Genomic DNA, 13,829 nt, shown 5'->3' with positions numbered 1-13,829 from the left:
ATTTAAATATTTGCCGTATGTCTAAGCAGTATGAAACGGTGTTCATTCTAACTCCCATCTTGTCTGAGGCTCAGATGAGGGACGCCGTTGAAAAATTCCGTACGCTTATCACTGATAATGGTGGTTCGCTTGTACACGAAGAAAACTGGGGATTGCGTAAGCTAGCCTACCCCATCCAAAAGAAAAACACAGGTTATTACACTGTGTTTGAATATGCCTCTGAAGGTGGAGCTGTTGTTGACGTTTTGGAAACAGAATTCCGTCGTGATGAACGCGTTATGCGTTTCTTAACTATCGCCCTTGACAAAGATTCTCTTGCTTACAATGAGAAAAAACGTAAAGGACTAGTTGGAAGAAAGAAGGAAGAAACAACAACTGAATCTAAAACCGAAGCATAAGCTATGTCACTCGTAAACGAACCGGTTGAAAAAAATATCAACCGCAAAAAATACTGCCGTTTTAAGAAAGCGGGTATTAAATACATTGATTACAAGAATCCTGACTTTTTGTTGAAACTTGTAAATGAGCAGGGAAAAATCTTGCCACGTCGTCTTACAGGTACTAGCTTGAAATACCAGCGTAAAGTATCTCAGGCAATTAAAAGAGCACGTCACTTGGCTTTATTGCCATTTGTTGCTGATCAATTGAAATAAAATAGAAAGAGATACTAACAATGGAAATCATACTAATAACTGATATTGCCGGAGTAGGTTATAAGAACGACATCGTGAATGTAAAAGCGGGTTTCGGTCGTAATTACCTTATTCCGCAGGGTTTTGCCTTATTGGCTAATGACTCTAATCGTAAAATCGTTGCAGAAAACGTACGTCAGGCTGCTCACAAAGCTGAAAAGCTTAAAAAAGACGCAGAAGACATCGCAGCAGCGATCGGCGATTTGATAATCGACATTCGCACTGTAGTTGGAGAAAGCGGCCGTATTTTCGGACGTGTTACCAATACACAGGTTGCAGATGTACTTAAATCAAAAGGTTTTGATATCGACCGTAAGAAAATTACTGTTGATGACGTAAAATCTGTTGGTACTTACTCAGCACTGATCGATCTACACAAAGAAGTGAAACACAAAGTAACTTTGAACGTAATCGCAGCAGAAGATTAATATTCAATCTTCTTCGACATAAAAAAATGACAACCCGAAAGAGTTGTCATTTTTTTATGTCGTTTTATTAATAAACTGACGGCTGAATGCCGCAAGCCGATCACTCCCTTATAATGCAGGAATTCTCAAAACCTGGCCAGGATAGATTTTATCCGGATGTGTCAGCATAGGTTTGTTTGCTTCAAAAATAATCGGATATTTCATCATATCTCCATAAACTGCTTTCGCTATAAGAGAAAGTGTGTCGCCTTTCACAACCGTATGATATGTTGCTTCCGGTGCCGGAGTAGCAACTTTCAAACGATTGTCTACGATCTTCACACCTTCAACATTACCAACAGCAAGTGCGATTTTCTCAGCATCTTCCTGTTTTGCAACTTCTCCTTCTATCGTAACTGTGTCAACTGAAGTTTTAACTGATAACGAGTTGTAAGCAAGTCCAAGTTGTTTTACATGAGCCAAAAGGGCACTGGCGCGTAATGGTTCTGCTTCCGGTGTTGGAGCAGCTGCTTCCTTATGGAAAATTTTTTCTCCCACTCCTTGAAAAAAAGAGATTAGTCCCATCGTAAAAATTTGGTTTTGTGTGTAAAAAATTGATTTAATCTTAGAGCCAAAGCTACTCTATTTTTTGAATAGAACAACTGTCAGACGGTTATTTAACACATTCGTCACATATTGCCGCAACTTTATTTTATACATTTTTTACTGCGTTTACAATGCTCAACTTTGTACTTTTGCATATCACTTCAATAAGTACAATTATTATACCCGCCTGGCATGAATCGTAATGAATCACTTGTGAAATTAGAAAATGAGCAGTTTGATATCTGTATAATCGGGGGAGGAGCAAGTGGGGCAGGCTGTGCACTTGATGCTGTGCTGAGAGGTTATAAGGTAGCATTAATTGATAAAAGTGATTTCGCATCCGAAACGTCTTCGCGCTCTACAAAATTGATTCACGGGGGAGTTCGATATTTGGAACAGGCTTTCAAAAATCTTGATTTTGCCCAACTAAAACAAGTTCGTCACGGACTTGAAGAAAGGCATATTGTCTTGAATAATGCGCCGCACCTGGCGCGGCCACTGGCTTTGATGACACCGGTAAGTTCCTGGATTGAAGGACTTTATTTTAGTATAGGGCTCAGAATGTATGATTGGTTTGCGACGACCGATACGCTGCCAAAAAGCAAATGGCTGAAAAAGGAGCAGGTATTATCAAAAATTCCAACACTTAACAAAGCGAAGCTGCACAGCGCAGTCATGTATTATGATGGCCAGCTCGATGATGCACGTTATTGCCTGGCTCTGGCACAGTCTGCATCCGAAGCGGGAGCGACGGTGGCCAATTATATAGAAGTTAAAGGTTTTGAAAAAGACGAAAAAGGGAAGCTGAACGGGGTTCAAATAACAGATAAACAATCTACAAAAGAATTTACGGTTCGTGCAAAACTGGTAATTAACTGCACAGGTCCGTTTTCTGACAAAATACGTCATTTTGCCAATACAAGTTTACCGGGGAGAATCCGGCCAAGCAAGGGTGTTCATGTGGTGCTTCCTTACGAAGTACTTAATAGTGACCACGCGATGCTTATTCCGAAAACCCCTGACGGACGGGTCGTTTTTGCCATTCCTTTTGAAGGTTCGATGTTGTTAGGTACAACAGATACAGATTCAAATGACGTTGAAAATGAATCCAAGCTTAATAAAGGTGAAGTTGATTACTTGGTCAGTACGCTGAACCCATACCTTGCGGATAAGATAGATATCTCCAAAATAAAAGCAGGTTTCGGGGGCCTGAGACCCTTACTTTCTGCGGACCCAAATAAGTCAACCAAGACTTTGCTGCGTGACCATGAAATTGAAATCGATGCTGTATCAGGACTTGTTAGTCTTTTAGGTGGAAAATGGACGACCTATCGCCTGATGGCGAAGGATACCATTGACCAGGCAGATCATATTTTCGGGCAGACAAATGAGTGTTCGACAGCGAAGCATATGTTAGTTGGAGGAGCAAATTATGATTTTGATTCGTGGAAATTCCTCGCCAAGGATTTCAACCTGCCTGACGATATCAGCCAGCATCTTGTGAAAAAGTATGGTTGCAGAGCTGGTGAGGTGGCCAAGTTGACAGCCTTTAACGAACCATTGAAAGAAAGACTAAATTCGCAGTATCCCTACATCAGAGCGGAAGTTGTATATACAGTCAGGCATGAGATGGCCGTTATCCCGAGAGATGTTCTTGCAAGAAGAATTCGCCTGGAAATAACGGATTGGAAGGCGACATTGCAGGTTTTGCCAATGGTTGCCGAGCTGATGGCGACCGAGCTGGGTTGGGATAAGGCAGAAAAGGAAAGACATATCACAGAATATGCCCGGCTATTGGAACATTTTATGGCGGAAGCGACAACAACGGAGGTGAAATAGCTGTTGAACAATGATTAATTAAACATGTTTATAAAAGATTTATTCTGCATATCACCGCAGCAGACTTATGACAATACTTTCTTCGAAAGCCAGCCAAAAATCTATTTTGGGAACCGTTATGAGGCTCTGGAGCCAGCTTACGGCTCTTTAATTCCGGCGAGTTTGCTCAGGAGAATGGGGAAGGCGGTTCGAATGGGCGTAGGAGCCGGCCTACCGTTAATCCAGAGGAATCCGGATTTAGATGGAATTATTCTGGGTACAGCAAATGGCGGACTTGAAGATTGCCTGAAATTTCTTAATCAGATCGTCGATTATGATGAAGGTACACTAACACCGACAAATTTTGTTCAAAGCACTCCAAATGCCATCGCTGGAAATCTTGCGTTGATGAGCAAAAACACGGGTTATAATACTACCCATGTCAATAAAGGTCTTGCTTTTGAAGCTGCATTGCTGGATGCAATGTTACTTTTGGATGAGAAAAAAGCCAAGTCACTGCTGCTCGGCAGTATAGAGGAAATCTCGGATTATAATTACAACATAGATATGTTGGCAGGGTCTTTTAAAAAGGAAGAAATAAGTTCTGAGAGCCTGTTTGAATCGGATACACCGGGGACTGTTTGTGGAGAAGCTGCTGTCATGTTTGTCGTGGAAGCGGAAAAGTCCGAAAATTCGCTTGCTGAGATAATTGATGTCGAGCAGATCAGTTATGCAAATGAAGCCAGACTAGAATCGAAATTGTCATACTTTCTGGCACGTAACCATATTCAATTTTCTGAAATCGATACGCTTATCTTAGGTTTTAGCGGTGATAATCGCAACGATTACTGGTATAGCTGGTTGATAAAAGAATTTTTTCCGGAATGCTCCGTTTACAACTACAAAAATCTGACCGGTGATTATCCAACAGCCTCCGCATTTGCAACATGGCTAGGCGTTCAACTTTTAAATGGATATCAGTTGCCGGAAAAGGCAGTTCATTCGCGGAAATCAGATAAGAAATCAGAGAAAATCCTGGTCTACAATCATCATAAAGGTACGCAACACGGGTTTATCCTGTTATCAAAATAAAACATCCACCATCCAAAAGGTATTTTGCATGGTGGATTTCTGTTCAGGATTGCCAGGTAAATTATTCTTTATTCAAACTTTTTTCTTTCATTTTGATCACTTTGGCAAGTGTCGGAAGAATGGTGTCGTGTTTTTTAACGAATGGATTAGACTGATCCCAGACATAACCTGCTAAAACCGAGCAAATCTGGTTTTTGATATCATTTTGAATTTGATCAGCAAAAACAATTGTTTGAAAATCTCCACTGTACCAGCCTGTTACGTAGCTTCGGAAAACGTTAATTCCGCCTTGTACTACATCTTCATAATCCTTTTTCCAGTCGACGTTTTCTCCCTGCAGATGCCGATGCGTCATTTTTGCAGAAAGCAGGCCGGATGCTGTTGCGAAGGTCACCCCTGAAGAGAAGATCGGATCAAGGAATTCAGTGCTGTTTCCTGATAATACAAAACCTTCGCCATACATCTGTTTGACTCCCACCGAATAACCAAGGATATGTTTTGGCTCCCATTTTAGTTCCGAATTAACGAAACGGCCGTTCAGGTCCTTAAATTCGCGAATGAACTTCTTGTATTTCTCTCCATTATTTTCAGCCAGTTCTTCCACTTTTTCCTTATCACCAACGATCCCGACTGACGTTGACCCGTCAGAAAATGGAATCGCCCAAATCCAGGACTTATTGTTATCGAAGGAATGAACAAAAATATTATTACTGGCCTCCTTCGTTCTGTTTTTATCTTCAAGATGAGAAAAAACGGCACCCCTTGGCGTAAATGCCGAAGGTTTGCTAAGGTCAAAAAGTCTTGGTAAAACACGCCCATAACCGCTGGAATCAATGATGAATTTTGATTCTAGTGTGAAAATATTTCCGTCAATATCTTTGTAATCAACGATTTGTCTATCCTTGCTGCAAGTAACATTGAGCACCTCGCACTCGAAATTTACATCCACACCCTTTGCTCGCGTTGCTTCCGCAAGTGTAAGATCGAAATCGGCACGTTTCACCTGCCAGGTCCACGTCCAGCCACTGGTGTATTGTTCTTCAAAGAAAAACTCACATCGTTTATCTCCTTTCATAAAGGCGGCTCCGGTTTTCTTTTGAAAGTTTTTTGGAACAACAGCATCAAGCAATCCTGATTGGTCAAGGTGTTCCATACAGCAGGGCAAAAGACTTTCACCGATCTGAAAACGCGGAAATTTCTCTTTTTCTAAAATAATGACGTCGTACCCCTGTTTTTTCAAATAGGATGCAGCTACGGTTCCCGCGGGTCCGGCGCCAATAACTACAACATCAACTGTTCGCATGATTAAGCATTTTTGACTTTTTGAATGATTTTCTCCTTATCTACAAAAGCAAAGCAGGTTACAAATGCACTGACGGTAACCCCCAATATTCCATGCATGGAAATATTTTGCCCGGTCAAATGTAAATTCGGAATTCTTGTTTTTGTATTAATCTGAGTTCGTGTCGGTGATGCTGAATTTTTCATCACACCGTATAAGGAACCATCTTTATTACCGATGTAGTCGCGAAAGGTGAGAGGGGAAGCACTGTGCACCGCCTTTATTTTTTCCCTGATACCAGGAAACACTTCTTCAACACGCCTTATTACCTGTTCTTCTTTTTGTTTTTTAAATTCTTCATAACCTTCTCCGCGTTTTCCTGGTTCTGCGACGGTGTGCATTGTTTCACTCCAACGCGCGGTTTCGTCGGCGTCCATATAGGTCATGATAGACATGGACTCGGCATATTTTTTGTGTTTTGAGATGAATGGGGTACAGATGAAATAAGTCTGCGGCCAAGTCTCCTTGTCATATTCCACGCCTCCCCATACGTCTTCAATATGATGTTGGTAAATGTTATAATTTAAATATTCGAAAGCATTTTCATGGAAGGAAAAGTGCACCAAAAAAGTAGAAATGCTGTTTTTGAGGTTTTTAATCCTGTTTCTGTAAACCTGCAAAAATCGGTGCTCTCCAAAGATATCGATTGTTACCGCTGGATGAATGTTTGAAATATATTGTTTTGCCCGGAATTTTTCTCCGTTTTCCAACACAACAGCACTGACTTCTCCTGCCTCATTGTATTCGGCAGCAACGACTTTTTTACGTTTTAAAATTTCTCCGCCAAAGTTTCGGATTCCTTTGCTGAGCTGAATTGCTATTTGCGAACCGCCATCAATAAATTTATACGCTCCTGACAAATAACTGTTCATAATAAGCGCGTGTACATAAAATGGCGTCATTTCCTTTACACCGGCATACAATTGATTTGACCCGGCAAGTACATTTCTTAACCGTTCATTTTTTGTAATTGAAGCAATATATTCGTAGGCATTAAGCTCCATAATGCTTGAATCCATCTGATAATTTTCTCCGGATACTTCAAGATTGTACAGCGGAAATTTTTTGCAGGTATCTTTTATCTTTTTGCAATAAGTTAAAATAGCTTCTTTTTCATCCGGAAAATAACCGATCATGTTTTTCTGAAACTCTTCATAGCCCTGGCCGTAGGCATATTCGAAGCCGTCGTCAAACCGTATGACATCAAATTTATCATCATCCAGACGTTTGAATTTCATCTTATCCAGAATCCCGAAATATTTAAAAAACTGGTATAGATTTTCACCTTTATTCATACTCCCGACATAATGCACGCCGGTATCGAAAATTGCTTTGTCTCGGCTATAAACCTGTAAATGGCCACCGATCTGGTGATTTTTTTCAAGAACCATGACGCTGTAACCCTCCGAAGCCAGGATATACGCACAAGCCAATCCGCCCAATCCACTTCCAATAATGACAAAATCGTATTCCTTTCCGGGCTCTTTCTGCATGAAATTCAGATGTAAAACGTAATCTTAATTGGTTAATCGTCAGAAATCTCTGCAAGTTTTATAGAAAATCTGATATAATCGTTTTTTCCTGATTAAACGGCTGGTTTGTATTATGACGTTAGCCCTAAACGATCTGATACCACTCCTTTTCTTAAAATAAACAAAACGTTTGAGGTGTTTTTTGAATGTTCCTTCATTTCAACACTGAGGTTATTTCTTTGAGCAAAAATTTTGATGTCGTTTGAAGAGAAAAAATGAAAAGCGCCATCTTTTTTGTTAAAAGAAAATAAGCCGGTAGACAGTGCTTCCGTGCGTTCGGTGTTTTTATGCTTTTCCCCAAGGTCTGTAATTCCATCCCGGATAAACAAGATCCCATCGGGATTAAGTGCTTCGGCGCAGCGGTTTAATACAATCTGCTGCCTGTCCTCCGAAAGGTAATGCAGGATATCATTTAAAAATATCACATCCTGTTTTTCTACTTTAACACTACCGATATCACCGTATTCAAATTTAAGATTGTCTGTTTTATTATAACTGTTTTGTGCGATCAGAATTTTATCTTCATCATAATCAATGCCTGTAATAATTCGCGTTTCGTTTTTATAATGGAGGAAAAAAGAAAGATAACCATAACCGCAGCCAATGTCCAGTATCGTTTTTCTATCGCCTATCAGTTCGTTATAGTAGGCGAAGTTTTTTGCTTCAAGATTCCATTTCGTTTTAAAATACCATTCTAAAACCGGGCCTTTAAAAACGTAGTTGGTAAAAACTTTATGTTTTAGATAGCGTGTATCTTCCATTTCATCTTTGTACAAAGCAAATTCTGACTTGAAACGGGCAGCAATATTTTTCGTTTTATCGCGAAGTGTTTCTCCCCAAACAGGATCGCTGTATTTCAGTCTCGGAAGCACACGCACATTCAAAGCACCGGGACGGATCAGAAAATCATTTTTGGGTAAAACATCCGATGCGCCATGAATTAAAATGGGCTGAATATCAAGATTTAATTCCTGAGCTAAGTGAAAAGCCCCTTTATGAAAGCGACCAATCGAGCCATCTTCGGATCGGGTACCTTCCGGAAAAACAAGGATTGAATAACCTTCTTCGACAAGTGTCCGCATTCTGGCAATGTTTTCATCCGGACCTGCCTCGGTATAAATGTAACCTGCATAACGGATAATCGGCCCAAAAAAAGGCGATTTATAAACCCAGCCTTTGACCATCATTACAATTTTCGGATTGATCATTATGGCCAGCAAAATATCGAGGAATGAGGTATGGTTTGCGATATAGATTACAGGTTTTGATATATCCATATACTCAGTTCCTGAAAAATTCTTCTTCACATGAGGTCCTGAATAGATGACAGTCTTTGCAAAAAAGGCCAGAGAATTATTGATCATCTTCTTTTTCCTGATTTTAGAAATTGGCAAAAGAAGAATCGTCACAAGTTTGGAATGAAGAAAAAGGCAGCCGGAAAGAAAATAGGTAAAACTTGAAATACTGATTAGGAAAGGTAAAAACGTTACAGGTGCTTTTCCCTTTTTAATCCGGTTTTCGACAAACAATCCGAAGATGACCGGCTGGACAATAAAGGATATAAAAAGGATGCAGGCAATACCCAAAACACTGATCAGGGCAATTGAATGGATGGCGGGATGCTCGGCGAAAATTAAGACACCTGTACCGATAATGGTGGTAAATGCTGATAAAATGATAGCGGACTGATAGGAGCGGAGTGTGTCTTTCCCATACTTGTATTTGCTCAGCAAACCTTCCGTGACGAAAATACTGAAATCATCGCCAAGCCCAAAAATAAAAGTAGTTATTACAACATTTACAAAGTTGAACTTTATTCCCAGCATAGCTGCGATTCCCAGGATCCAGATCCAGCTAATTACCATTGGCAAGAACGAGAGAATAGTGAGTTCGATTCGTCCGTAGACGATTAAAAGTGTAAGGAAAACGATTGAAGCGGAAATGACAAGAATATAATTGAAGTCGTCTTTGACCATCGTAAGCAGTTCTTCTGCAAGTTCGCCCCGGTCAAAAATTTCAATACCATCGATTTTTCGAAGTTCTGATTTGACAGTTCTTAACTGATCCTGGCTTGCAACAATGGTGGTAATAAGTGTTGATTTTGCCGCATTACTTTCAATGAGATTATTCAGGCCGAGTTCCCGGAAAAGTTCTTCCTCCTGAACCGGATTTTCGATTTCCCCCGATATCCAGCGCTTAAAGTCGCTGAAAGCGGCACTGTTAAAACCGTTCCGAGAAGCAGACCGGTCAATTGCAGAAAACGTATCGTTCTTTTTGCCAGCGCTCCAAAAATTCCGCCATCTTTCCATGCGCTCTTGCCTTAGAGATTCAGGAACTAAAAAAGAACCGGAGGAAACAAAACTTTTGATCTGATTATCTTTTTTCAGAGCCGTTAGTTTCTGATAGACTTTATAATTAAGGGCTTCTGCCTTTTGCAGATTTTTGTCGATCGAAAAGACGTAAATCCGTTTTTCAGTGGCTGGATTCAGGCCAGTCAGCGCATGTTCTTTTTCTTTCAAATCGACACTGTGAATACTTAAGTTTTCAAAGCTGCTGTCAAATTCAGTGAATTGCGAGTAGTATAGAAAAACAATCGTGAGCACTGCCACCAGCCCCAGAATGACGGAACGGAATTTTCCGGAAATTTTCGGAAAATTGAAGAATTTAACTTCGGCGGGAATATTTTTATAGTCGAACGAAAACGCTTGCAAAATTACTGGAAGCGCGATCAATGTAAAAAGTGCGGCGCCTGATAAACTTAATGAAGCAAATAGTCCGAAGTCCTGCAGAACGACAGAATTCGCGAAGTGGAGCGCGCTGAAAGCCAGAATTGTTGTCAAACTTCCCGTTAAAAGCGGCTCGCTAACTTCCTTCACCGCAATGGTGACGGATCCTGTATGTCGTAAATGTGTAAAAAAGTGGAACGAATAATCAAGCAGGATTCCAAAAATCACAGCACCTGTGGCAAGGGAAATCCCTGAAATCTCAGGACGAAAAAAACCGATAATTCCTAAGGCAAACAGCCCTCCAAAAACCGCCGGGAGAACGATATAAAATGGAATTAACGCTTTTCGATAATAGAAAATGAGCATTAAAAAAATCGCTGACAAAGCGATGATCATTGTCATATAGGAGTCGTGCTTTACCTGGATCGCATTTTGTGCGGCGATTTCAAATGTTCCAAAATAAGTGAATTTATAATCCGGATGCCTTCTGTTCCAGCCGGTTTTGAAGGCTTCGACCTGATTATACAACTCGATATTTTTTAATGAATTTCCAGAGTCAAAGTTTGTTCCGGCCATAACGATCACTTGTTTTCTATCTTTCGAAAACATCAATCCATCATCGACGGTCATACCGTTTGCGTTGTTAATCTCGTTGAGATCCCGGAAATATTTACCTGAAATTCCGATAGGATCATTCAGGATAAATTGCCTGAGAAATGTTCCTCCCGGCGCTAGTAATTGCTTGTAGGAAGCTGTAACAGCGCTGTTGATAGAATCTGTATTTGTCTTGTCCTTAATGTGTTGGTAATAAGTAGAATCGATCAGTTCCGGAAAACGGGAATAAGTGTATTCATAAACGTCCTGCTGAATATTCGGACGAATTGCCTGAATATTTTTTATATATCCGGTCGTATTTTTGGCAAGAGAATCAGCGAAATTTTCAGCGATTGCCTTTGCATCCTCAGTATCGATGTCAGCGGGTACATCGACCGAAAATACAATTTGGTTGATGATACTCTTATTTTCTACCAAACGGTTGAATTCTTCAAAGGATTTGCCTTTAGGCAAGGTCGAAAATATGCTCTCCGTGATTCTTAATTTAGATATTCCCAGACCCAGAATACCGATCAAAAGAAGTAACAAGGTAAAGAAAAGTGTTTTTTTTCGGGAAAGGAGGGAATTTAGTCTAAGTAATAAGTCTCCAATCATTGGATTTTGAACGTGAGTTTGGGGTAAATTTAAACAAATGTAAGAGTCCTGACAATATATTGATGCCTCCCGCCGCTGAATAGCGTTTCTTGTCAAAGCCATAAAAAAAGATTTATTTTACATGGGTTTTAATTAGAGTAACTATAAATGGGGAGTATTTCATTAGCTCAAATCGAGCAATATGCCATCGATAAGAAAGAATTTCAATTAGCAGAGGACGCACTCAACAACGTTTCAAAGTCATTCAATTTCTTAACGGAATTTTCAAAAGATAAGATTATCTATGGAATCAATACCGGATTTGGCCCGATGGCCCAATATCGCATTGATACGGATAAATTAAATCAACTTCAATACAATCTGATCAGAAGTCATTCCAGCGGGATTGGTAATGCATTAGACGAAACGTATGCACGCAGTGTAATGATTGCCCGCCTGAATTCATTTTTACAGGGGAATTCAGGAATAAGTGTTGGTGTCATTCAGCAATTGGTGTTGTTTTTAAATAATGGCATTGTTCCCGAAATTTTTGAACATGGTAGCGTGGGTGCGAGCGGAGATCTTGTTCAGTTATCTCATTTGGGCCTAAACCTGATTGGTGAAGGTTACGTTTATGAAAACGGAGTACGTCAGAAAACAGCAGAGGTTCTGGCGAAACATGGCATTACACCATTAAAAATGGAACTTCGTGATGGTCTGGGTTTGATCAACGGAACCTCCTGCATGACCGGGATTGCCGCCGTAAATTTAATTTTTGCACAGCGCTTGGTTCAGTGGTCAATTGCTGCTTCTTCGATGCTGAATGAGATTATGGAAGCTTTTGATGATTCATTTTCCAACGAGTTGAATGCTGTAAAACATCATAAAGGACAGCAGTATGTCGCACAGCAAATGCGTGAATTTCTTGCCGGCAGTGAAATGATCAGGAATCGGGAGGAATTATTTAAAGATGATAAGGCGCTACAAACGCGTGAATTTGAAAGAAAAATACAGGAATATTATTCGATACGATGTGTGCCGCAAATCATAGGTCCGATCGTCGATACTATTAATTATGCACAGGAAGTTGTTGAAAATGAATTAAATTCTACAAACGATAATCCGATTGTCCGGCCTGATGAGGATAACGTTTTTCACGGCGGGAACTTCCACGGAGATTATATTTCTCTGGAAATGGATAAAGTTAAAATAGTTCTGACAAAACTTTCCATGCTAATGGAGCGTCAGCTTAACTTTTTGATGAATAGTAAGTTAAATGGAAAGTTCCCTCCTTTTTTAAATGCGGGAACATGGGGATTAAATTTTGGATTCCAGGGAATTCAGTTTACGGCTACTTCCACAACAGCTGAAAATCAGGCGTTATCGACGTCAATGTATGTGCACAGTATTCCAAACAATAATGATAATCAGGATATTGTGAGCATGGGAACGAACAGTGCAGTGCTGGCCAAGAAAGTTCTTGAAAACTCGTATCAGGTAATGTCGATCCACATCATGGCGATCTGTCAGGCAATCGATCTTCTGGAAACGGATGAGAAAGAACGATTGTCGCCTAAAACAAAGGAAATATATAATCAAATCCGTTCAAAGGCGCTTTTTATAAAGGATGATGTAGTGCCGTTTGAAAGCATCGCGGAAGTTTGTAAATTAATCAAAGAAACCCCGTTTAATATATGAATTGTGCACTTGTAACAGGAGCATCAAGAGGACTGGGGAGAGCGATTGCGGTTCAGTTGGCAAAAGATCATGGTCTTTTTATATTGGTAAATTATTCTTCAAACGAGGCTGCGGCTCTGGAGACGCTGGCAGAAATCAGGGCGAATGGCGGAGACGGTGAAGTTTTGCAATTCAACGTCCAGACCAAAACCGAGGTTGATGATGCGCTGAATGGCTGGCGTGAAAGAAATACGGAGAAATTTATCGGCGTTTTGGTAAACAATGCCGGCATCACCCGCGACGGGCTCTTTATGTGGATGCCGGAGAAAGATTGGGATGATGTGCTGAATACTTCCACAAAAGGTTTGTTCAACGTAACCCAGAATGTGATCCAGCAAATGCTCCGCAAACGGATGGGAAGAATTATTAACATTGCTTCGGTTTCAGGGTTAAAAGGAGTAGCAGGACAAACGAATTATTCAGCTGCGAAAGGTGCCATGATCGCATCCACAAAGGCTCTGGCTCAGGAAGTTGCAAAGCGTAAGATAACGGTGAATGCCGTTGCTCCTGGCTTTATCACCAGTGATATGACGAAGGACCTGAATGAAGATGAATTGAAACAAATGATCCCTATGAATCGTTTTGGCAAAGCGGAAGAGGTGGCGCATCTGGTAAGCTTTTTGGCATCAGAAAAGTCATCTTACATTACGGGAGAAGTGATTAATATTAACGGAGGAATTTATTCTTAG

At 40.5% G+C, this 13,829-nt stretch carries 11 protein-coding genes; 7 read left to right on the top strand and 4 right to left on the bottom strand.

Going from position 1 to position 13,829, the window contains the following annotated elements; all coding sequences use genetic code 11:
• Positions 1-17: 17 nt before the first annotated feature.
• The 3 genes from rpsF to rplI are packed head-to-tail and all read left to right on the top strand — an operon-like array spanning position 18 to position 1,120.
• Positions 18-398 carry a 30S ribosomal protein S6 gene (gene rpsF, locus BMY70_RS09265; RefSeq protein ID WP_090334902.1) on the top strand — a complete coding sequence of 127 codons (381 nt, stop codon included), beginning with the start codon at positions 18-20 and terminating at the stop codon, positions 396-398.
• Between the two features lie 3 nt (positions 399-401).
• A complete protein-coding gene (rpsR, locus tag BMY70_RS09260) occupies positions 402-653 on the top strand; it encodes a 30S ribosomal protein S18 (protein ID WP_015811483.1) in 252 nt (83 codons plus the stop codon).
• Positions 654-673: 20 nt separating this feature from the next.
• Positions 674-1,120, top strand: a complete 447-nt coding sequence (gene rplI / locus BMY70_RS09255) for a 50S ribosomal protein L9 (protein WP_090334901.1) — start codon at positions 674-676, stop codon at positions 1,118-1,120.
• A 108-nt stretch (positions 1,121-1,228) separates the two neighbouring features.
• Here rplI and lysM read toward each other — a convergent pair whose 3' ends face one another.
• The gene (gene lysM / locus BMY70_RS09250) at positions 1,229-1,684 is read right to left on the bottom strand and encodes a peptidoglycan-binding protein LysM (RefSeq protein ID WP_090334900.1); all 456 of its coding nucleotides are present in this window, start codon (positions 1,682-1,684) and stop codon (positions 1,229-1,231) included.
• Positions 1,685-1,897: 213 nt separating this feature from the next.
• Between lysM and BMY70_RS09245 the strand changes: the two genes are divergently transcribed.
• A complete protein-coding gene (locus tag BMY70_RS09245; protein WP_090334899.1) occupies positions 1,898-3,544 on the top strand; it encodes a glycerol-3-phosphate dehydrogenase/oxidase in 1,647 nt (548 codons plus the stop codon).
• A gap of 24 nt (positions 3,545-3,568) precedes the next feature.
• The gene (locus BMY70_RS09240) at positions 3,569-4,615 is read left to right on the top strand and encodes a beta-ketoacyl synthase chain length factor (protein WP_090334898.1); all 1,047 of its coding nucleotides are present in this window, start codon (positions 3,569-3,571) and stop codon (positions 4,613-4,615) included.
• Between the two features lie 61 nt (positions 4,616-4,676).
• Here the strand turns inward: BMY70_RS09240 and BMY70_RS09235 are convergent, their stop codons facing one another.
• The 3 genes from BMY70_RS09235 to BMY70_RS09225 form a co-directional block, all read right to left on the bottom strand.
• Entirely contained in the window at positions 4,677-5,918 is a 1,242-nt protein-coding gene (locus BMY70_RS09235) for an NAD(P)/FAD-dependent oxidoreductase (RefSeq protein ID WP_090334897.1), read from the bottom strand.
• 2 nt (positions 5,919-5,920) lie between these two features.
• Positions 5,921-7,450 carry a phytoene desaturase family protein gene (locus BMY70_RS09230; RefSeq protein WP_090334896.1) on the bottom strand — a complete coding sequence of 510 codons (1,530 nt, stop codon included), beginning with the start codon at positions 7,448-7,450 and terminating at the stop codon, positions 5,921-5,923.
• Positions 7,451-7,560: 110 nt separating this feature from the next.
• On the bottom strand, positions 7,561-11,358 hold the full coding sequence (locus tag BMY70_RS09225; protein ID WP_229209548.1) for a trifunctional MMPL family transporter/lysophospholipid acyltransferase/class I SAM-dependent methyltransferase: 3,798 nt from the start codon (positions 11,356-11,358) through the stop codon (positions 7,561-7,563).
• 213 nt (positions 11,359-11,571) lie between these two features.
• On the opposite strand from BMY70_RS09225, the gene flxA reads away from it, so the two are divergent.
• Both flxA and flxB read left to right on the top strand, forming a co-directional pair.
• On the top strand, positions 11,572-13,101 hold the full coding sequence (gene flxA, locus BMY70_RS09220; RefSeq protein ID WP_090334894.1) for a flexirubin biosynthesis tyrosine ammonia-lyase FlxA: 1,530 nt from the start codon (positions 11,572-11,574) through the stop codon (positions 13,099-13,101).
• Entirely contained in the window at positions 13,098-13,829 is a 732-nt protein-coding gene (flxB, locus tag BMY70_RS09215; protein WP_090334893.1) for a flexirubin biosynthesis SDR family reductase FlxB, read from the top strand. The genes flxA and flxB overlap by 4 nt, the downstream gene beginning before the upstream one ends.

This window comes from Dyadobacter koreensis, assembly GCF_900108855.1.
Lineage (GTDB): Bacteria > Bacteroidota > Bacteroidia > Cytophagales > Spirosomataceae > Dyadobacter > Dyadobacter koreensis.
Note: the sequence above shows the minus strand (reverse complement) of the source record. Positions and strands in the feature narration are given on the sequence as shown.